At 64.2% G+C, this 19,094-nt stretch carries 19 protein-coding genes; 12 read left to right on the top strand and 7 right to left on the bottom strand.

Annotation, left to right across the window (positions count from 1 at the left end; translation table 11 throughout):
• Positions 1 to 9 precede the first annotated feature (9 nt).
• Positions 10 to 627: a L,D-transpeptidase gene (locus tag AC04SG_RS12455; RefSeq protein WP_477233522.1), complete on the bottom strand. Its 618-nt coding sequence runs from the start codon at positions 625 to 627 to the stop codon at positions 10 to 12.
• A 239-nt stretch (positions 628 to 866) separates the two neighbouring features.
• Between AC04SG_RS12455 and cueR the strand changes: the two genes are divergently transcribed.
• On the top strand, positions 867 to 1,289 hold the full coding sequence (gene cueR, locus AC04SG_RS12450) for a Cu(I)-responsive transcriptional regulator (RefSeq protein WP_488551260.1): 423 nt from the start codon (positions 867 to 869) through the stop codon (positions 1,287 to 1,289).
• 51 nt (positions 1,290 to 1,340) lie between these two features.
• Positions 1,341 to 1,745 carry an OsmC family protein gene (locus AC04SG_RS12445; RefSeq protein ID WP_477338367.1) on the top strand — a complete coding sequence of 135 codons (405 nt, stop codon included), beginning with the start codon at positions 1,341 to 1,343 and terminating at the stop codon, positions 1,743 to 1,745.
• 632 nt (positions 1,746 to 2,377) lie between these two features.
• On the opposite strand, the gene AC04SG_RS12440 is transcribed toward AC04SG_RS12445, so the two are convergent.
• On the bottom strand, positions 2,378 to 2,590 hold the full coding sequence (locus tag AC04SG_RS12440; protein ID WP_477338371.1) for a hypothetical protein: 213 nt from the start codon (positions 2,588 to 2,590) through the stop codon (positions 2,378 to 2,380).
• 182 nt (positions 2,591 to 2,772) lie between these two features.
• On the opposite strand from AC04SG_RS12440, the gene AC04SG_RS12435 reads away from it, so the two are divergent.
• The 3 genes from AC04SG_RS12435 to AC04SG_RS12425 all read left to right on the top strand — a co-directional run bounded on the left by AC04SG_RS12435 (position 2,773) and on the right by AC04SG_RS12425 (position 5,257).
• Entirely contained in the window at positions 2,773 to 3,273 is a 501-nt protein-coding gene (locus AC04SG_RS12435; RefSeq protein WP_162712051.1) for an MmcB family DNA repair protein, read from the top strand.
• Between the two features lie 168 nt (positions 3,274 to 3,441).
• Positions 3,442 to 4,188 (top strand): SDR family NAD(P)-dependent oxidoreductase, encoded by a 747-nt coding sequence (locus tag AC04SG_RS12430; protein ID WP_488551259.1) that lies wholly within the window; start codon positions 3,442 to 3,444, stop codon positions 4,186 to 4,188.
• A gap of 43 nt (positions 4,189 to 4,231) precedes the next feature.
• Positions 4,232 to 5,257: an RNA polymerase subunit sigma-70 gene (locus tag AC04SG_RS12425; protein WP_488551258.1), complete on the top strand. Its 1,026-nt coding sequence runs from the start codon at positions 4,232 to 4,234 to the stop codon at positions 5,255 to 5,257.
• Positions 5,258 to 5,332: 75 nt separating this feature from the next.
• Here the strand turns inward: AC04SG_RS12425 and nhaA are convergent, their stop codons facing one another.
• From nhaA to AC04SG_RS12400, 5 genes are all read right to left on the bottom strand, one after another.
• A complete protein-coding gene (gene nhaA / locus AC04SG_RS12420; RefSeq protein WP_488551257.1) occupies positions 5,333 to 6,538 on the bottom strand; it encodes a Na+/H+ antiporter NhaA in 1,206 nt (401 codons plus the stop codon).
• A 273-nt stretch (positions 6,539 to 6,811) separates the two neighbouring features.
• Positions 6,812 to 7,375 (bottom strand): ActR/PrrA/RegA family redox response regulator transcription factor, encoded by a 564-nt coding sequence (locus AC04SG_RS12415; protein ID WP_112560594.1) that lies wholly within the window; start codon positions 7,373 to 7,375, stop codon positions 6,812 to 6,814.
• A gap of 143 nt (positions 7,376 to 7,518) precedes the next feature.
• Positions 7,519 to 8,844 carry an ActS/PrrB/RegB family redox-sensitive histidine kinase gene (locus tag AC04SG_RS12410; RefSeq protein WP_192250043.1) on the bottom strand — a complete coding sequence of 442 codons (1,326 nt, stop codon included), beginning with the start codon at positions 8,842 to 8,844 and terminating at the stop codon, positions 7,519 to 7,521.
• 32 nt (positions 8,845 to 8,876) lie between these two features.
• On the bottom strand, positions 8,877 to 11,507 hold the full coding sequence (hrpB, locus tag AC04SG_RS12405) for an ATP-dependent helicase HrpB (protein WP_488551256.1): 2,631 nt from the start codon (positions 11,505 to 11,507) through the stop codon (positions 8,877 to 8,879).
• A 47-nt stretch (positions 11,508 to 11,554) separates the two neighbouring features.
• Complete coding sequence (locus AC04SG_RS12400; RefSeq protein WP_488551255.1) at positions 11,555 to 12,445, bottom strand: DMT family transporter; 891 nt, start codon at positions 12,443 to 12,445, stop codon at positions 11,555 to 11,557.
• Positions 12,446 to 12,471: 26 nt separating this feature from the next.
• On the opposite strand from AC04SG_RS12400, the gene AC04SG_RS12395 reads away from it, so the two are divergent.
• The 7 genes from AC04SG_RS12395 to AC04SG_RS12365 all read left to right on the top strand — a co-directional run bounded on the left by AC04SG_RS12395 (position 12,472) and on the right by AC04SG_RS12365 (position 19,063).
• Positions 12,472 to 13,170, top strand: coding sequence for a PIG-L deacetylase family protein (locus tag AC04SG_RS12395; RefSeq protein ID WP_488551254.1), 699 nt, complete (start codon positions 12,472 to 12,474; stop codon positions 13,168 to 13,170).
• Positions 13,171 to 13,403: 233 nt separating this feature from the next.
• A complete protein-coding gene (locus AC04SG_RS12390; protein ID WP_488551253.1) occupies positions 13,404 to 14,735 on the top strand; it encodes an ABC transporter substrate-binding protein in 1,332 nt (443 codons plus the stop codon).
• Positions 14,736 to 14,843: 108 nt separating this feature from the next.
• Positions 14,844 to 15,791 carry a carbohydrate ABC transporter permease gene (locus AC04SG_RS12385; protein ID WP_352555987.1) on the top strand — a complete coding sequence of 316 codons (948 nt, stop codon included), beginning with the start codon at positions 14,844 to 14,846 and terminating at the stop codon, positions 15,789 to 15,791.
• On the top strand, positions 15,788 to 16,738 hold the full coding sequence (locus AC04SG_RS12380) for a carbohydrate ABC transporter permease (RefSeq protein ID WP_112560588.1): 951 nt from the start codon (positions 15,788 to 15,790) through the stop codon (positions 16,736 to 16,738). Before AC04SG_RS12385 ends, AC04SG_RS12380 begins: the two co-directional genes overlap by 4 nt.
• Positions 16,735 to 16,941, top strand: coding sequence for a hypothetical protein (locus AC04SG_RS12375; protein WP_488551252.1), 207 nt, complete (start codon positions 16,735 to 16,737; stop codon positions 16,939 to 16,941). Before AC04SG_RS12380 ends, AC04SG_RS12375 begins: the two co-directional genes overlap by 4 nt.
• A gap of 3 nt (positions 16,942 to 16,944) precedes the next feature.
• A complete protein-coding gene (locus tag AC04SG_RS12370) occupies positions 16,945 to 18,057 on the top strand; it encodes an ABC transporter ATP-binding protein (RefSeq protein ID WP_488551251.1) in 1,113 nt (370 codons plus the stop codon).
• Positions 18,050 to 19,063 carry an ABC transporter ATP-binding protein gene (locus AC04SG_RS12365; RefSeq protein ID WP_488551250.1) on the top strand — a complete coding sequence of 338 codons (1,014 nt, stop codon included), beginning with the start codon at positions 18,050 to 18,052 and terminating at the stop codon, positions 19,061 to 19,063. Before AC04SG_RS12370 ends, AC04SG_RS12365 begins: the two co-directional genes overlap by 8 nt.
• The last annotated feature ends 31 nt before the right edge of the window (positions 19,064 to 19,094 follow it).

Here is a 19,094-nt window from a genome sequence, read left to right as displayed (position 1 = left end):
GAACTGTAATCACATCACAATGACCTTGGCGCCGACCGACGTGCGGTCGTAGAGGTCGATAATGTCCTGGTTCATCAGCCGGATGCAGCCCGACGACATCGCCTTGCCGATCGAATTCCACTCCGGGCTGCCATGCAGGCGGTAGCCCATGTCGCCGCCCTTGTTGAAGAGGTACATGGCGCGCGCGCCGAGCGGGTTCTTCAGGCCCGGCTCCATGCCGCCCGCGAACTTGGCGAGCTCCGGCTGGCGCTGGATCATCTGCCGCGGCGGGGTCCAGGTCGGCCATTCGCGCTTCAACGCGATGTGGGCGGTGCCGTGCCATTCAAAACCTTCGCGGCCGACGCCGATGCCGTAGCGGATCGCCCGGCCGTCGCCTTCGACGAAGTAGAGAAACTTGTTCTGGGTATCGACGACAATGGTGCCCGGCTTTTCCGAGGTGTCGTAATTCACCTCCTGCCGGTGGTACTTCAACGGCACCTTCTCGATCGGGATGCGCGGCAGTTGATAACCTGCATCGTTCACCGCGCCGTAGTTGTTGCTGAAGAGCTGCGAGCCGATCGTGCTGCAACCCGAGATCGCGGTCGACAACGCAAGTGCAGCGACGATTGCAAATGACTTCATGCGCATGAAATGGTCCGATGCCCCGCCCAGAATCGAGCGGCACGTTGCGGCCGCTTTTCCTGAAATCATTCATGCTGGCATTTGCTTTGCTTGCCAAGCGCGCGATGCCTATATGCGAGACCTTACCCGCCGGTAAGCCGTCAACTATGGCATTTCGGCAACAGGGGTCACGGGATTGTGAAGGAAAAACAATGGGCGGTCCTGTCGGATGGCCCAGATTCAGGGAACCACATCGAGGAACCACTATGAATGTTGGCGATGCCGCGGCGCGGTCTGGCCTGCCGGCCAAGACCATCCGCTACTATGAAGAGATCGGCCTGATCGCGCCGGCGCGCGCCGGCAATGGCTATCGCGATTATTCCAGCGACGACATCCACCGGCTGGCTTTCCTGCGCCGCGCCCGCAACCTCGGCTTTTCAATCGACGATTGCCGCCAGTTGATGGCGCTCTATCGCGATCGCAGTCGCGCCAGCCACGATGTGCGCGAGATCGCCGCTGCCCATGTCAGTGCGATCGAGGAGAAGGTGCGCGAGCTGCAGTCGATGCGCGCGACCTTGCAGAAGCTGATCCATGCCTGCCATGGCGACGACCGGCCGGACTGCCCGATCCTGGACGATATTGCGGGGTCGGCGCCGGCCGGAGACAGGTCGACGTCGGCCACGGCTTGAAGGACTAGGCGCCGGACGCTTTTGGCGCTTCGCAGGGAGGGCGATCCAGCGATGATGTCGGCAACCGTTGAACTGCGCACTGTCGAGGGCACGCAGGCCGCGATGGGCTGGGCCGGCGGACATACGGTGGTCGTCGACCGGCCCGAAGGCAAGGCCGGCGGCATGGGGCTGGGCTTCAACGGCGCCCAGATGCTGGCGCTGGCGATCGGCGGCTGCTTCTGCAACGACCTGCGCTATGTCGCCGAGGAGATGGGCGTTGGTCTGGGAAAGATCGCCGTCAGCGTGACCGTGAACCTCGATGGCAAGCCGTTGCTGGCGACCTCAGCCACGATGACCGTTTCCTGCGAAACACTGGACGGCTCAGATCCCCGGAAGGTCATCGACAAAGCCGGTGAGATTTCCGCGATCAGCAACTCGCTGCGGCGGGGCGTGCCGGTGACGGTCGAGGTGGCCTGAAGGCATGCCCCAGGGGTTGATTAGGGTGCCACTATGGTCTGGAACGGGCCGGTTCGGGCCGCCATGGCTGGGGTGGCGCACGAAAGCTGACTTCCCGTAGGTCTAATATCTCGTTTGACTAAAATACGGAACGTCCAATGGACAAGACCGGAACCAAAGCGGTTACATCAGACCTTTGCGTTCACGGCACAAGACTTTCGTCCTGCCGTCTTATAGTTAAGAGCGGAAGTTGATTGGCACGACATAGGGCCGCCCTGGATCAATACCAGACTGCACCCAGACCAAATATGGTGCGATCGCGGAAGACGCTCGGATCAAGCCTTCGCCCCTGGGTTGCCAACCGGATAATCGCCTAATGAGGCGCTGATGCTGGGATCAAAATCCGAAAGCGACTGCCACCTTCATTTCCAGCAAAATTGTCCCAATCATAATCAGGAAAAACAAGCGGATTAGAAGTGACCGCTTGACCTTGTACCTTTGAGTCAAGAGCACGCATACGACAGTAGCGACGCCCGCTGCAGCGGTGAAAATAAGATCAACCGTGACACCTCGCGAATACATAGTTCCCCCTTCCCCAAGCAGGAACTTCAATCCTAACGCGAGCGGCCCCCCTTATGGAAGGGCGGGCTAGCTCAGAGCAGCAGGTGAATTGCCAGAAGCTCGATGATCAGCAGAAAGGCGCACACCGCGCCCCCAATGGCATAACCTCGCCAATACTGGCGGACATCCTCATCGGTTTGGAATGCTTCCACCCAAAGCCCTTCAGGCATGACGCCAAGGCAAATGGGGGTCGGCATCGTGGTTGGCACGATTGTAGCGGGAGCTGAAGCATCTCGATCCGACATGCGCGCGGCCCTCCCCACCCGGAGAAGTTAGCATATTAGTCCACGCTAACTAATAGAGAAAGCTCCGAATGACTGTCGGCCTGTCGAGGACGACGTTCCTATTCACTTTGGATTTGTCAACCATACAATCCCCCCTCGAAAACAGGTTCAAACCGTGAACAAAATCTGGCATGGTGGCTGCCATGCCGATCATTTCACCGATTCCCCTCAATCCCCTGATCGACGGCCGCCAGTCGGAACGCGCCATGCTGGTGCGGCGTGGCGTGCAGCGGCTGTTGATGCAGATGGGCATGCATGTGCTGCCTGAACTGTCGCTGGCCACAGGCCGGCGCGCCGATCTGGTGGCGCTGACCCGGCAAGGCGACATCTGGATCATCGAGATCAAATCCTCGATCGAGGATTTTCGCGTCGACCGCAAATGGCCTGATTACCGGCTGCATTCCGACCGCTTCTTCTTCGCCACCCATCCCGGCGTGCCGGCGGAGATCTTCCCGGAGGAATGCGGCTTCATCCTTTCCGACGGCTACGGCGCCGAGGTCCTGCGCGATGCGCCGGAGCACCGCATGGCGGCGGCGACGCGCAAGGCGCTGATGCTGCGCATTGCAAGGGCGGGTGCAGCGCGGCTGCTGGCGGCGGAGTTGGCGGGCGTGGCGGTGCCGGCGCTGGAGGGGGAGAGCGAATAACAGACGGTGGCGCGTCCCGCTTGTGTCCGACCACGGCTTCGCGCGAGCCCGCCGATCCATCGAGACAATTTTTGACCTGCACCGATGATTTCCGATCACCTCGATTGTCCTGATCAATAGGCATCAATAGGCGCTGGATGGTCCGGCGGCCGGAAAGAGAGGTGATCCATGCGATCGTTACAAGGTCAGAATGTCGTCGTCGTCGGAGGCAGCCGGGGTGTCGGCCGCTCAATCGTGGAGGCTGCGCTTGGCGAGGGCGCGACAGTGCTTGCCGTTGCTCGCGGTGCAGCGGCGCTGAAGGAACTCTCCTGGGAGACATCAGGTGTGAAGACGCTTGCGGTCGACGCCACCGACGAGACCGCACCCGATGCGGTTTTCGCCGCGCTCGAGCCGGACGTGCTGGTGATCTGCGCCGGCGCCCTTGCCCCGTCCGCGCCCGTCCAGGATCAGAGCTGGGAGGACTTCTCGGTGAACTGGGAAATGGACGTCAAGGCGTCGTTCCTGTTCTGCAAGGCCGCGCTCCAGGGCCGGCTGAAGCCAGGCAGCCGGGTTGTGCTGATCTCCAGCGGCGCAGCCTTGACCGGCGGACCGCCGTTCGCCGGCGGGTATGCAGGCGCAAAGCGCATGCAGATGTTCCTGGCCGGTCATTGCCAGAAGGAATCGGATCGGCTTGGGCTGGACCTGCGATTTATGGCGCTCGCACCGGCTCGCATCATGCCAGGGACCGGCATAGGCGATGCCGGGCTCGATGGCTTTGCGGCCTATTTGGGCATCCGGCCCGCAGACGTCCTCGCGAGCATGACCGACATGCAGACGCCGGCCGATGTCGGCCGCGCGGTGGTCGCGCTCGCCACCGGCAAATTGGAAGGCAGCTCCTTCGCCGTCAGCGGCAGCGGACTTGCGGCAGCGGCGTGAGGCGCGCACCATGCCAGGAAGCTTCAGCACCGCAGGCTCCTCCATGACAGACGCTCCTGGCCCTGTTGAGCCCCTGGGCCGGCCGATCCTCGATCGACTGGCCTTCGAGCGTTTGACGGCGGCCCACCGCCGCGAGCTCAAACTCCATTGCTACCGGATGATGGGCTCGCTGCATGAGGCAGACGACCTTGTCCAGGACACGTTCCTGAGGGCGTGGCGCGGCAGGTCGCAATTCGACGGCCGGGGCTCGGTGCGCGGCTGGCTCTATACGATCGCGACCCACAGCTGCCTCAACGCCATCAAGGCGAGGTCGACGGCGCATCGCATTCTCCAGCAGCCCGGACGACCTGAGACCGACGGGCGGGCCACCGGCGGGCCCGCCGCCGAGTTCACCTGGCTGGAGCCGTATCCGGACACGGAGCTTCCGGACCTCGTTGACGACGAGCCCGGTCCGGAAGCCCGCTACGAAGCCCGTGAAGCGGTCCAGCTCGCCTTCGTTGCGGCGATCCAGCTTCTGCCGGCCAGGCAGCGGGCCATTCTGCTTCTGTGCGATGTGCTGGGATGGTCGGCTGTCGAGACGGCGCAATTGCTGGGCGGCTCGACCGCTTCGATCAACAGCGCCTTGCAGCGGGCCCGCGCAACGCTGGGCGAGCGATATCCTCAGGGGCGTCCGCAGCAGCGGTCACGGCCCAACCGGCAAGAGGCGCTGCTGCTCGAGCGCTACATGCAGGCCTGGCAGGCGGCCAAGCTCGACAGCCTCATCGAACTCTTGAAGGAGGACGCCACCTACCACATGCCGCCATGGCGGGAATGGTACCGGGGACGCGAGGCGATCCATGCTTTCTTGGCGACCATCTGGGGCAATTTTTCGGGCTACCGCACGGTGGCCATCGGAGCCAACGCCCAACCGGCGGTCGGCGTCTACGCACGCAGCCATCAGGACCTTGTATGGCGCGCGCATTCGCTGCATGTCATCGAAGCTGCGGACGGCAAGATCGCCTCGCTGACGATCTATGTGCCGCCGCTCGGACCCGAACTGTTCGCGGCTTTCGGCCTGCCGCCAATCTAGAGCGTTTCACCGTTTCGCGGAAACGGCGAACCGCTCTATCTCTTTGTTCCTGCGCAATTCCGGACGGAAAACCGATCACACTTTTCCTGGAATTGCTTTAGTCTTCGTCGATTTCTCCACGGCCGGCGCCATCAGCAGCACGGCGGCGCCGAGCAGCGCGGCGATGAACGAGCCGGCCAGGATTCCGACCTTGACCGCGTCCTGCAGCGCCACGTCGTTGGCGAAGGCGAGCAGGCCGATGAACAGGCTCATGGTGAAGCCGATGCCGCACAAAAGCGAAATGCCGACCATGTGCAGCCAGCCGGCATTGACCGGCAGGTCGGCGAAGCCGAGCCGGATGGCCAGCGCCGACGAGCCAAAGACGCCGACCAGCTTGCCCAGCACGAGGCCGGCGGCAACGCCGAGCGTCAGTGGCTCAACCAGGGCAGCGGCGCTGAGGCCGGCCAACGACACGCCGGCATTGGCAAAACCGAAGATCGGGATGACGAAGAAGGGCACGATCTTGTGCAGGCCGTGCTCCAGCCGGTGCAGCGGCGAATGGTCGAGATCGTGGCCGCTGCCGGGAGACACTTTGAGCGGGATGGTGAGCGCCAGCGCGACGCCGGCCAGCGTCGCGTGCACGCCCGATTTCAGCACCAGCACCCACAGGATGGCGCCGAGCACGAGATAGGGCGTCAGCGTCGTCACCCGCATGCGGTTGAGCACGACGAGCACGGCGATGACGCCAAAGGCGGCGCCGAGATAGGCGAGCGACAGGCCGCTTGTGTAAAAGACGGCGATGATGATGACAGCGCCGAGATCGTCGATGATGGCGAGCGCGGTGAGAAAGATTTTCAGCGACGCCGGCACGCGATTGCCGAGCAGCGACAGCACCCCGAGCGCAAAGGCGATGTCGGTGGCGGTCGGGATCGCCCAACCGGAGAGCGCGGCCGCATTGTTTCGGTTGATGGCGACATAGACCAGCGCCGGAACCAGCATGCCGCCGGCGGCGGCGACGCCCGGCAGCACACGGCGCGGCCAGGTCGAGAGCTGGCCATCCAGCATCTCGCGCTTGATCTCGAGGCCGACCAGCAAGAAGAACACCGCCATCAGCCCGTCATTGATCCAGTGCGAGAGGCTGAGCGGACCGAGATAGGCGTGGAGTGCGGCGAAATAGGTTTCGGCCAGCGGCGAATTGGCCACGATCAGGGCCAGGGCAGCCGCCACCATCAGGATGATGCCGCCGGCAGCCTCGCCATCGAGGAATTCGCGAAGGATGGATTTCGGCCGCTCGTCGCGCATGTGTTCTCCGTTGCCGGGTTTCCCGGTGGCGTTAGCGATGATGCGCAAAGGTCGATGGCAGGGCAAGCGTCACACGTTCCGAGCGTCGGCGCTGCCCCTCACCTGCCTGCCGGCATCCTCTCCCCGTAAACGGGGCGAGGGATGCTGTCGCCATTGGTTTCGCCAATCGCCGGCGTTGCGGCCAGCTTCTTTCTCCCCGTTCACGGGGAGAAATGCCCGGCAGGGCAATGAGGGGCGATGCCGACCTCGACGATTGGCCTGCGCCATTGGTGATTAACGCGGCGCGCGCTTGGCCAGTATCCGCTGCAGTGTGCGGCGGTGCATGTTCAGCCTCCGCGCGGTTTCGGAGACGTTGCGGTCGCACATTTCGTAGACGCGCTGGATGTGTTCCCAGCGCACGCGGTCGGCCGACATCGGGTTTTCGGGCGGGGCGGCGCGTTCGCCGGCGGTGCGGGTAAGTGCTGCAAACACATCGTCGGCATCGGCGGGCTTCGACAGATAGTCGATGGCGCCGAGCTTCACCGCCGTCACCGCGGTGGCGATGTTGCCATAGCCGGTGAGGATGACCGTGCGGGCATCGTCGCGCTTCTCGCGGATGGCAGCGACGACGTCGAGGCCATTGCCGTCGCCAAGCCGCATGTCGACCACCGCATAGGCCGGTGGATGGGCGCGCGCCTTGGCCACCGCCTCCTCGACGCTCTCGGCCGTCTCGACCACGAAACCCCTGGTTTCCATGGCCCGCGCCAGCCGCGTCAGGAACGGCTTGTCGTCGTCGACGATCAGCAGCGAGGTGTCCTCGCCTTCAACCATTGCGCCAATTGTTTCTTCGCCAGTCATCGTCTCAAAAAATCCTGCTGCCTTAATTTTACGCAGATATAGTTCCTGAACGCCATTGTCCAATTTTGCCGGTCTCAGCCAGTGCATGACCCCGAAAATCGTAATCGATTTTCGGAAAGGATCGTGCGCCAAATCAAAATGCCTCAGGCGGTGTCGAACATCGAGGTTCCCACCGATTCCGGGTTTAGGAAGACGGTGCGCGGCCACGATATCTGCACGATGGCGCCCTCGCCCAGCCCGCTCGAATTGCGGAAATCGAGCGTGGCGCCGGAGCGTTCGAGCAAGGTTTTGGCGATGAACAGCCCTAGACCCAGGCCACCGCCGGCTTCGTTGCCCTGGCGCGTCGACATATAGGGCTCGCCGATGCGGTCGATGATTTCGGGCGGAAAGCCCGGCCCGTCGTCGATGATCGAGAAGGTGACGTCGAGCTCGTCCCAGCTCCAGCGTATAGTGACGGTCTTGCGGGCGAAGTCGACGGCGTTCTCGACCAGATTGCCGAGGCCGTAGATGACGCCGGGATTGCGCCGCCCGACCGGTTCGGGGCCGATGCGCTCGCCCGGCCGCAGCTTGATCGAGATGCCGAAATCGCGGTGCGGCGCCGTCACCTCCTCGACCAGCGAGGTCAGCGGCAGACGCGACAGATGCGCCTCGCCCTCGGAGGACAGGCTGGTCAGGCGTTTCAGGATCTCGCGGCAGCGCTCGCTCTGCGACCGCAGCAGTTTGACGTCCTCGCCGTATTTCGGGTCGTCGCCCAGCGCCTTTTCCATCTCCTTGGAGACAAGGGCGATGGTGGCGAGCGGCGTACCGAGCTCGTGCGCGGCCGCGGCGGCGAGGCCATCCAGCGCCGACAAATGCTGCTCACGTTGCAAAACCAGTTCGGTGGCGGCAAGCGCGTTGGCGAGCAGGCGGGCTTCCTCGGCGACGCGGAAGGCATAGATGGCGGTAAAGGCGATCGAGGAAAACACCGCCATCCAGATGCCGGCGACATAGATGAACGGCATGGGCAGCGGCGCGCCCTCGTACCAGGGCAGCGGCAGATGGAAGAACACCAGCAAGCTTGCCCCCACTATCACCAGCCCGCCGAGAATGGCGGTCAGCCGCAGTGGCAACGATGTCGCCGAGACCACGACAGGCACGGTCATCAGCAGCGAAAACGGATTGGTGAGGCCGCCGGTCATGTAAAGCAGGCCGGCAAGCTGCAGGCTGTCGAAGGTCAGGATGAAAAAGGCTGGGAACGGGGTCAGCCGGTGCGCCGCCGGGTAGCGGAAGGTCAGAACCAGGTTCAGCCAGGCCGAACAGGCGATCAGCGCGAAGCAGAGGCTGACCGGCAGCGGGAATTTCAGCCCATAGGCGACGACCAGGACGGTCAGGCTCTGGCCGACAATGGCCAGCCAGCGCAGCCGGATCAGCGTGTTGAGGCGCAGCCGCTGGCTCTGCTGGAAGTCGGGCGCATGCAGGATTTTGATCATGGCCAAGGATTATAGCCGGGAAAGCAGAAACGCTAGGTGCCGCGCGGTTTTGCCCGCGCTGTGGCAGCGGCGAGCAGCGGATTTTCCGGCCAGACATGGCGGGGGTAGCGGCCGCGCATGTCGGTGCGCACATCGGCCCAGGAGCCGCGCCAGAAGCCGGGCAGGTCGCGCGTCGTCTGGATCGGCCGGTGGGCCGGCGACAGAAGTTCGAGCGTCAGCGGCACGGTGCCGCTGGCGATAGCGGGATGGCGGTCAAGGCCGAACAGCTCCTGCACGCGGATCGCCAGCACCGGCCATTCGCCGTCATAGCGGATCGGCACATGGCTGCCCGAAGGAGCATCGAAATGGGTCGGCGCCAGTGCGCCGATCTTGCGCTGCAATTCATGCGGCACCAGCGCCATCAGGCCTGAAGACAGCGTGCCCGGATCGATCGCGGCGAAGGACGCCTTGCCTGTGAGGAACGGCAGCAGCCAGTCGTCGAGGCGTTCGATGAGGGCCGCGTCCGAAACATCGGGCCATGGGGCGCCGAGGCCGCGATGCAGCCAGCCGAGGCGCTGGCGCAGCGTCTCGCCGTCCTTGTCCCATTCCAGCAGCGACAGGCCGTGCTCGCGCAAGGCATCCAGAATGGCGCGGTTGGCGTCCGCGCCGGACGGCGCCGGCAGCATGCGCTCGGACAGAGTGATGGCGCCGAGCCTGGCGGTCTCACGCACGCGCACCGCGCGCCGCTCGCGGTCGAAGCTCACGTCGCGGCGGGTCTCGATCCGGTCTGAGAGTGCTGCGCGGATGTCGGCCTCGTCGACGGCGGCCGCTGCGGTGATGCGGGCATTCTGCGCCTTGCCTTGCAAATCGGCGACGACCAGCCAGCTTTCGCCCGCCAGTGGGTCGGCAGCATCCACCATGGCGCCGGAACCATTGGCGAGCACAAAGCGTCCGCGCTCGCCGCGCGCCTTGGCGACCCGGTCCGGCCAGGCGTGGATGAGCAAAGCGCCGGCGCTGCTACCCTCCCCCTTGTGGGGAGGGTCGGCGAGCGCGCCTTGCGCAGCAAGGCGAGGGAGACGGGGTGGGGGTGCCGGTGGCGTGCGCGACGATGGCGTGCCCGAACCGACCCCACCCCGATCCGCTGCGCGGATCGACGTGCCTGGGCGAGCCGCGGGTCTCGCCCGTCCTTCGGACCCCCACGAGGGGGAGGAGGCCTGCTTCGCCAGCCGCTCGGCCAATTGCCTTGCCGCCACGGCGCGCGGCGATTTCTCGGTGCGAAAGCGCGTCAATCGACGCTCGAGGTCGGCGCCGTCGCCGCCGAGACCACGCTCGGTGAGCAGCACCGCCAGCATCGCAGCCTCCGTCGCATGGCCGGTCCCAGCAGCTTCGGCGACCATGTGCGCCAGCCGCACCGGCAGCGCCAGCTTGCGCATCGCGCCGCCCTGCTCCGTCAGCCGGCCGGCGTCATCAATGGCGTGCAGCGCGCCGAGCAGGATCCGTGCCTCGTTGAGCGCCGGCGTAGGCGGCGGATCGAGGAAGGACAGGCTCGCCGGATCGGCGACGCCAAAGGCGGCGCAGTCGAGCAGCAGGCCGGACAGATCGGCTTCGAGTATCTCGGGCGGGGTGAAGGCAGGAAGTGCCGCCGTCTGCTCGGCCCGCCACAGCCGGATGGCGACACCTGGCTGCGTGCGCCCGGCGCGGCCGGCGCGCTGGTCGGCCGATGCCCTGGAAACCCGCACCGTCTCCAGCCGGGTCAGGCCGCTTGCCGGCTCGTAGCGCGGCAGCCGCGACAGGCCGGAATCGATGACGACGCGCACGCCGTCGATGGTGATCGAGGTCTCGGCGATCGACGTCGCCAGCACCACCTTGCGGCGGCCGGGCGGCGGCGGCTTGATGGCGGCGTCCTGCGCCCTGTTGTCGAGCTGGCCGTAGAGCGGCACGATGTCGGTGTCGGCTCCCAAGCGGTCCTGCAGCCGCTCGGCGGTGCGCTCGATCTCGCGCTGGCCGGGCAGGAAGGCGAGGACGCTGCCGCTCTCCCCGGCAAGCGCCGAACGGATTGCCTTGGCCATGGCGTCTTCGATCGCAACGCCGGCCGGCCGTTCGTCGTAACGGATGTCGACGGGAAAGGCGCGGCCCGCGCTTTCGATCACCGGCGCGCCGGACAGGAGTTTTGCCACGCGCGCGCCGTCGAGCGTCGCCGACATCACCAGCAGCCGCAGGTCCGGCCGCAACGCGCCCTGCACATCGAGCGCCAAAGCGAGGCCGAAATCGCCGTCGAGCGAACGTTCATGGAACTCATCGAAAATGACCGCCGAGACGCCGGGCAACTCCGGATCGTCGAGGATCATGCGCGCCAGCACGCCTTCGGTGACGACCAGTATTTTTGTCCGGGCCGACGTGCGGTTTTCCATGCGCATGGCATAGCCGACTGTGGCGCCGGGCTCCTCGCCCAGCAATTCGGCCATGCGGCGGGCGGCTGCGCGGGCGGCGAGCCGGCGCGGTTCAAGCAGGACGATCTTGCCGGCGCCCAGCCATGGCGTGTCGAGCAGCGCCAGCGGCACCAGCGTCGTCTTGCCGGCGCCGGGCGGCGCCACCAAAACGGCGCTGTTGCCAGTGCCGAGCGCCTCGCTCAGCGCCGGCAGTACGGCGGACACCGGAAGCTCCGGCAAGGGTCTTGTCGTCATCGCGTCCGCATATCAGCGGTCACTATGGCCGTGCAACCGGCGCTCGCTCACAGTCTTGTCCGCGACAGCGGGTTCCAGCGCACCGTACCCAACCGCACTTCCTCGCGCACCATGGTCAGCAGGCCGGAAGCGCCAACGACGGCGAGGCCGACCAGGGACAGCCAGTCGGGAAATTCCTGGAAGAACAGCGCGCCGAGGATCACTGCCCAGACGATCTGCGAATAATGCGTCGGCGCGATGCGGTTGGCGGGCGCGTATCTGGCGGCCAGCAGCTGCAGCAACTGTCCGCAAGCGGCGAACGCGCCCGCCATCACCAGCCACAGCAGCTGCATCGCGTTGGGAAGGGTAAACGATGTGGTGGCGACGCCTATGCCGTTGAACACCAGGCCATAGCCAACCAGCACGCCCAGCATGGTGGTGCGTTTTTCCTGCTGCGCCAGCGAGCGGGTCAGGATGATGTTGGAAGCGGCCAGGAAGGCGACAGCGAAGGCGGCAAGGTGGCCGAGATGCAATTCGCGAAAACCCGGCCGCACCACCAGCACGACGCCGGCAAAGCCCGCAACCACCGCCAGCCAACGCCATGGGCCGACCTTTTCCTTGAGCACCAGCGTCGAGAGAATGGTGACGCAGAGCGGCGCCAGGAAGACCAGTGCATAGACTTCAGCCAGCGGAATGGTGGTGAAGGCATAGACGCTGAGCAGGCCCGATGCCATGCCGGCCCAGGCGCGGGCGTGCACCGCCCATGGCCGCTTCGTGCGCCAGAAACCACGCCAGCGCTCATCGGCCGGCCGGCTGAAAAACAGGAAGCCGCCGGCAAACAGCGTCACGAAGAAGGCGATCTCGAAGACGGTGAACTGTGCGCCAAGGCTCTTGATAACGGCGTCGCTGCACGAATAGCTTGCATAGGCGATGAGGGCGAGCAGGATTCCGTTCGTCACGTTTTTCCATTTCCGGGGAGAGTGCGGTGAAGGTATTGGCGCTCGGCGCGCATCCGGACGACATCGAGATATTCATGTTCGGTACGATGGCCGCCTATGCGGCGCAAGGCGCAGAGCTCACTTTTGCCATAGCCACCGATGGCGCCAAGGGCGGCAAGGGCGACCCAAGCGTTTTGGTCCGTGTCCGGCGCGAGGAAGCGGCTGCCGCTGCGGCTTTGCTCGGCGCGACCCCGCGCTTCCTCGACTTTCCCGACGGCGAACTGGTGGCCGATGCAGCGCTGATCAGTTCGCTGAAAACGCTGATACGTGAGACAGCAGCGGATCTGGTGATCACCCATGCTCCCAACGATTATCATGCCGACCACCGCGCGCTGTCGGACGGCGTGCGGATCGCGGCCTCCTTCGCCGTGCCGGTGCTGCATGCCGATACGATGGGCGGAACCGGATTTTCGCCGACGCACTATGTCGACATTTCCGCCTACCGGGATGTCAAAGCGCAGGCGATCCGCGCGCACCGGTCGCAGATGCCGGAGCAGTATGTCGACAGGGCGCGCGTCCAGAATGAGTTTCGTGCCGGGCAGTGCAACAGCGTCGCCGGGTCCCTGGCCGAGGCCTTCCGCTTCGAGCCGACATTTCCCTTCGCCGACATCCGCGGGCTGCTGCCGCCGGCGCCACCTGTCCGGCCGGTCACGCCACACACGAAAATTGTAGGCGACGCCGGCTAAACAACTTCCGAGCGAACCTTCCGGCAATCATTTCCCAACGATTTCAATCCTCGTTTCGAAATGCTGCGGCGCAGCAACGAATTCGCTTGCCTTGTTTAGTAAAAATTGCATCACTAAACAAATTACTAAACATCTGCGGCGCACCGCGCCGCCATGTTTGGGCCCTCGGAGGAGCGAGGGTTGAGGGCTCTTGAAACCGCCATCCGGGCGCGTTTCGCAAATGGGAGGAAGGCATGAAATCGAGCTTGAAACTGGCGTTGGGACTGACTTCGGCGATCACCGCGTCGGCAGCCGTCTCGAACGTTGCGCACGCTGAAGACCTGACGCTGTGCTGGGCCGCCTGGGATCCGGCCAACGCGCTTGTCGAACTGTCCAAGGACTTTACCAAGGAAACCGGCATTGGCATGAAATTCGAGTTCGTGCCGTGGACCAACTATGCCGACCGCTTCCTCAACGAGCTCAACTCGCACGGCAAGCTCTGCGACCTGATCATCGGCGACAGCCAGTGGATCGGCGGCTCGGCCGAAAACGGCCACTACGTCAAGCTGAACGACTTCTTCGACAAGGAGAAGATCAGCATGGACGACTTCGTGCCGGCAACCGTCGTCGGCTATTCCGAATGGCCGAAGAACACGCCGAACTACTGGGCACTGCCGGCCATGGGCGACGTCGTCGGCTGGACCTATCGCAAGGACTGGTTCTCCAAGCCGGAGCTGCAGAAGGAATTCAAGGAAAAGTATGGCTGGGATCTCGGCCCGCCGACCACCTTCGACCAGCTGAAGCAGATCGCCGAATTCTTCCAGAAGCGCGAGATCGACGGCAAAACCGTCTATGGCGCCTCGATCTACACCGAGCGTGGCTCGGAAGGCATCACCATGGGCGCCATGGACGTGCTTTACAGCTTCGGTTTCCAGTACGAAAACCCGAAGAAGCCCTACGAAATGGAAGGCTTCGTCAACTCCGAGAAATCGGTGAAGGGGCTGGAATTCTACAAGGCACTCTATGATTGCTGCACCCCGCCCGGCGCCTCGAACAGCTACATGGGCGAAGGCGTCGACGCCTTCAAATCCGGCCAGGTGGCCATGCATATGAACTTCGCCTTCACCTGGCCCGGCCTGCAGAAGGACGAGAATGTCGGCGGCGACAAGATCGGCTACTTCGTCAATCCCAAGGGTCCGGACGGCGAGCAGTTCGCCCAGCTCGGCGGCCAGGGCATTTCGGTGGTTTCCTATTCCGACAAGCAGGAATCGGCGCTGAAATACATCAAGTGGTTCGCCAACAAGGACGTGCAGGCCAAGTGGTGGTCGCTCGGCGGCTATTCCTGCCTGAACGCGGTGGTCAAGGACCCGGCCTTCCCGGCCAGCCAGCCCTACGCGCAGACCTTCCTCGACTCGATGGCGATCGTGAAGGACTTCTGGGCCGAGCCGAGCTACGCGCCGCTGCTGCAGGCCTCGCAGAAGCGCTTCCACGACTACGTCGTTGCCGGCCAGGGTTCGGCCAAGGATGCGCTTGACGGCCTGGTCAAGGACTGGACAGAGGTGTTCCAGGACGACGGCAAGATGTAAGGGCTCCTCCCGAGCCTGACCGACGCGTCCCGTGCCACTCTTGGCACGGGACGCAGTTCAGATAAATTCCAGTTGTCGAGACTTGACGTGACCGAAGCAGGACTCACCATGCTCAATCGGACTGCGGACAGCGTTGCCCGGGCGACCCCGGAGCCGTTGGCCCGCAAGGTCCGGGGCATCAGCGACAAGGGCCTCGCCTGGCTGTTCATCTCGCCGACGATCCTGTTGCTGCTCGCCATCAACATCTTCCCGCTGTTCTGGGCGATCTATCTGTCCTTCACCAACTTCCGTGCCAACCGGCCGAACGAGGTGGTGAAGAACCTCGGCTTTGCCAATTACCAGCGCATCCTTGGCGACCAGGACATCTGGATCGCCATGCAGACGACGGCACATTTCGTCTTCTGGACCATTCTTTTGCAGACGCTGATCGGCTTCACGCTGGCCTGGCTGATCGACCGCAAATTCCGCGGCCACGCCTTCTGGACGACCATCATCCTGGTGCCGATGATGCTGTCGCCGGCGGTGGTCGGCAATTTCTGGCGCTTCCTCTACGAGCCGCAGATCGGCCTGTTCGCCTACGCCATCTCGTTTGTGTCAGGCATTCCGCCGACGAACATCCAGATGTTGTCCAACGTCGAGCTGGCGCCGTGGTCGATCATCATCGTCGACACCTGGATGTGGACGCCCTACGTGATGCTGATCTGCCTCGCGGGCCTGCGCTCCATCCCCGAATACATCTATGAGGCGGCCGAGGTCGACCGCGCCTCCAACTGGCGGCAGTTCTGGTCGATCACACTGCCGATGGCGCTGCCCTTCATCATGCTGGCGGTGCTTTTCCGCGGCATCGAGAACTTCAAGATGTTCGACATGGTCAATCTGTTGACCGGCGGTGGCCCCGGCTCGACCACCGAGGTCGCCTCGATCACGCTGAAGCGGCAGGCCTTCGAGAGCTGGCGCACCGGCTATTCCTCGGCCTTCGCCATCATCCTGTTCGTCGCGGTGTTTGGCCTCGCAAACATCTACGTCAAGGCGCTCAACAAGGTGAAGCAGAGATGAGCCTGACCACCGCCCACTCCGTCGTCGCCCCGTCGGGAACGGCAAAAGGCATCGCCGGCACGATCATCGTCGCCTACGCGCTGATCTCGATCGTGCCGCTGCTGTGGATTTTTGCCACCAGCTTCAAGACGCCGCCGGATTCGATCGCCTATCCGCCGAAGATCGTTTTCCAGCCGAGCATCGAGGGCTATTGCAACCTGTTCACGACCCGCACCCGGCAGACGCCGGAATACATCAACTCGCTGGGGCCGGCGACCGGCTTCTGCGACGAGACGGTGCGCAAGCGCAACATGGTGATTGCAGGCCCGTCCAACTTCCTGCCGCGCTTCGTCAACTCGCTGATCATCGCCTTCGGTTCGACCTTCTGCGCCGTCTTCCTCGGCACGCTGTCGGCCTACGGCTTCTCGCGCTTCAAGGTGCCGCTGGCCGATGACCTTCTGTTCTTCATCCTGTCGACGCGCTTCATGCCGCCGATCGCGGTCGCGATCCCGATCTACCTGATGTACCGCGAGCTCGGCCTCTCCGATACCGCGCTCGGCATGATCCTGCTCTACACGGCGGTCAACGTCTCGCTGGCGGTGTGGCTGCTCAAGGGCTTCATCGACGAGATCCCGCGCGAGTATGAAGAAGCGGCAATGATCGACGGCTACACCAGGTTGCAGGCCTTTTGGCGCACCGTGCTGCCGCAGGCCACCACCGGCATTGCCGCGACCGCCATCTTCTGCCTGATCTTCGCCTGGAACGAGTATGCGTTCGCGGCACTGCTGACCTCCGGTACTGCGCAGACCGCGCCGCCCTTCATCCCGACCATCATCGGCGAAGGCGGCCAGGACTGGCCGGCGGTGGCGGCGGGCACGACGATCTTCCTGGTGCCGATCCTCGTCTTCACCATCCTGCTTCGCAAGCAATTGCTGCGCGGCATCACCTTCGGCGCGGTGCGCAAATGAGCCTGACCCAACCCACGAAACGCAAGTCGCGCTGGCCGCTCTGGGCTCGGCGCGGCCTTTTGGAAAACATCGCCACGGCGATCATCGCCATTGGCTTCCTGATGCTGTTCCAGCCTTTCGCGCTGTCGCTCTACACCTATTCCTTCATCACCATGCTCGCCGGCACCGTGATGTTCATCATCGTATCGAAGTTCCCGGAGTAGACGATGGCTGAGATCAGGGTTCAGCATCTGAGAAAGGCCTTCGGCGATTTTGTCGCCGTGCAGGACTCCAATTTTGTCGTCGAGGATGGCGAGTTCTTCGTCATGCTCGGGCCGTCGGGCTGCGGCAAGACGACGACATTGCGCATGATCGCAGGCCTCGAACTGCCGACCGGCGGCCAGATCCTGCTCGGCGGCGAGGATGTCACCATGCGCCGGGCGCGGGAGCGCGACATCGCTTTCGTCTTCCAGCTGTTTGCGCTCTACCCGCACATGAATGTGCGCAAGAACATCGGCTTCCCGCTTTTGGCGCAAGGCATGCCGTCGGCCGAAATCCGTCAACGCGTCGAAGAGACCGCAAAGCTGCTGCGCATCGACCATCTGCTGAACAAATCGGTCTCAGGGCTTGCCGGCGGCGACCGCCAGCGCGTCGCGCTCGGCCGCGCCATCGTGCGGCGGCCAAAATGCTTTTTGATGGATGAGCCGCTCGGCACGCTCGACACAGAGTTCCGTGACCTGATGGTGCATGAACTGCGCGAGCTGCACAACCGCATCCACGCCACCACCGTCTATGTCACGCATGACCAGATGGAGGCGATGTCGATGGCCGACAAGATCGCTGTCATGAACCACGGCGTCATCGAACAGTTCGGCAGCCCACGCGAAATCTACGATCGTCCGGCAACCATGTTCGTTGCCGACTTCATCGGCTCGCCGCCGATGAACTTTTTGGGGTTTGGCGGCGGACTGGCCAAGGGGGCGAAGGAGATTGTCGTCCAGGGCGCGAAGGTGGCGGTGCCGGAGGTGCGCGAAGACATCGCGCCAGCCGACATGGCGCTGGGCATCCGCCCCGAGCACATCCGCTTCGACGACGCTTCGAAACTGCGCGGCGCCATCTACGGCACCGAATATCTCGGCACCACGCAGATCGTCGCGGTGGAGACGGCCGACGGCATCATCAAGGCGCGGGTGCCGGCCGAAATCCGGCTCGCTGCCGGCGATCATGTCGGCCTGACCTTGAACAGCGCGCGGCTGTCGCTGTTCGACAAGGGATCGGGCCGCGCCGTGCGCACCGCGATCCACGACACGGCCTCTCAAGGGAGAGCGCAGCATGGCTGATGTACACATCAAAGGCGTGACCAAGACGTTTGGCGACCACGCCGCCGTCAGCAATCTCGACCTCCAGATCAAGGATGGCGAGTTCGTCGTGCTGCTCGGGCCGACCGGCGCCGGCAAGACGACCACGCTGCGCCTGATCGCCGGGCTGGAGCAGCCCGACAGCGGCACGATCCATATTGGCGGGCACAATGCGACGGTGCTGTCGCCGGCGGAGCGCGACACGGCTTTCGTGTTCCAGCAATATTCGCTCTATCCGCATCTGTCGGTCTACGACAACCTCGCCTTCCCGCTGCGCTCGCCGGCGCGGAAAATACCGGAGGACCAGATCCGCCGCCGCGTCGAAGAAGTGGCGAAAATGGTGCGCATCCACCACAAGCTGAACAACCGCTCGACCAAGCTGTCCGGCGGCGAGATGCAGCGCGTCGCCATCGGCCGCGCCCTGGTGCGCAAACCGTCGATCTATCTGATGGATGAGCCGCTGTCGTCGCTGGACGCCAAGCTCCGCGCCGATCTCAGGCTCGAGCTGAAACGCATCCAGGCCGAGCTCGGCGCCACCATGCTTTATGTCACGCATGACCAGATCGAGGCGATGACCATGGCCGACCGCATCGGCATCCTCGCCGATGGCGTGCTGGTGCAGATCGGCACGCCGCGCACGATCTATTCCGAGCCGGCAAATCTTCATGTCGCGGCACGGCTCGGTCAGCCGGCGATCAATCTTCTGCCGGCCGGACTGCTGCCCGATGGTGGCGCTCCGACCGGCACCAAGACGATCGGCGCACGCACCGAACATCTGTCGATCGAGAAGGCCGCGAACGGCCACGCCGACGGCGTCGTCGATTGGGTCGAGCATCTCGGCGACCAGAACCATCTGCATGTGACGGTGGGGGCCAAGAAGCTGGTGACGCTGACCGACCCCGACACGGATCTGGCGCAAGGCGACCAAGTAGTGATCCGCTACCGCTCGCCGCTCTATTTCGGCGCTGATGGGCAGAGGCTGATGTGAGGTTTTCGGCGGTTTACACGCCGGCTTCTGA

The sequence above is a fragment of the Mesorhizobium sp. CNPSo 4684 genome (assembly GCF_057784315.1).
The sequence above is the reverse complement of the archived record's forward strand: the minus strand, read 5'-3'. Positions and strand labels throughout refer to the sequence as shown.

Bases quoted from the DNA above. Each gene is read 5' to 3' on its own strand.
- AC04SG_RS12415 (WP_112560594.1), bottom strand. From the start codon at position 7,375: ATGACTGGCGAAGAAACAATTGGCGCAATGGTTGAAGGCGAGGACACC.
- hrpB (WP_488551256.1), bottom strand. From the start codon at position 11,507: ATGACGACAAGACCCTTGCCGGAGCTTCCGGTGTCCGCCGTACTGCCG.
- AC04SG_RS12445 (WP_477338367.1), top strand. From the start codon at position 1,341: ATGATGTCGGCAACCGTTGAACTGCGCACTGTCGAGGGCACGCAGGCC.
- AC04SG_RS12390 (WP_488551253.1), top strand. From the start codon at position 13,404: ATGAAATCGAGCTTGAAACTGGCGTTGGGACTGACTTCGGCGATCACC.
- AC04SG_RS12380 (WP_112560588.1), top strand. From the start codon at position 15,788: ATGAGCCTGACCACCGCCCACTCCGTCGTCGCCCCGTCGGGAACGGCA.
- cueR (WP_488551260.1), top strand. From the start codon at position 867: ATGAATGTTGGCGATGCCGCGGCGCGGTCTGGCCTGCCGGCCAAGACC.
- AC04SG_RS12455 (WP_477233522.1), bottom strand. From the start codon at position 627: ATGCGCATGAAGTCATTTGCAATCGTCGCTGCACTTGCGTTGTCGACC.
- nhaA (WP_488551257.1), bottom strand. From the start codon at position 6,538: ATGCGCGACGAGCGGCCGAAATCCATCCTTCGCGAATTCCTCGATGGC.
- AC04SG_RS12385 (WP_352555987.1), top strand. From the start codon at position 14,844: ATGCTCAATCGGACTGCGGACAGCGTTGCCCGGGCGACCCCGGAGCCG.
- AC04SG_RS12375 (WP_488551252.1), top strand. From the start codon at position 16,735: ATGAGCCTGACCCAACCCACGAAACGCAAGTCGCGCTGGCCGCTCTGG.
- AC04SG_RS12440 (WP_477338371.1), bottom strand. From the start codon at position 2,590: ATGTCGGATCGAGATGCTTCAGCTCCCGCTACAATCGTGCCAACCACG.
- AC04SG_RS12435 (WP_162712051.1), top strand. From the start codon at position 2,773: ATGCCGATCATTTCACCGATTCCCCTCAATCCCCTGATCGACGGCCGC.
- AC04SG_RS12410 (WP_192250043.1), bottom strand. From the start codon at position 8,844: ATGATCAAAATCCTGCATGCGCCCGACTTCCAGCAGAGCCAGCGGCTG.
- AC04SG_RS12365 (WP_488551250.1), top strand. From the start codon at position 18,050: ATGGCTGATGTACACATCAAAGGCGTGACCAAGACGTTTGGCGACCAC.
- AC04SG_RS12370 (WP_488551251.1), top strand. From the start codon at position 16,945: ATGGCTGAGATCAGGGTTCAGCATCTGAGAAAGGCCTTCGGCGATTTT.
- AC04SG_RS12430 (WP_488551259.1), top strand. From the start codon at position 3,442: ATGCGATCGTTACAAGGTCAGAATGTCGTCGTCGTCGGAGGCAGCCGG.
- AC04SG_RS12425 (WP_488551258.1), top strand. From the start codon at position 4,232: ATGACAGACGCTCCTGGCCCTGTTGAGCCCCTGGGCCGGCCGATCCTC.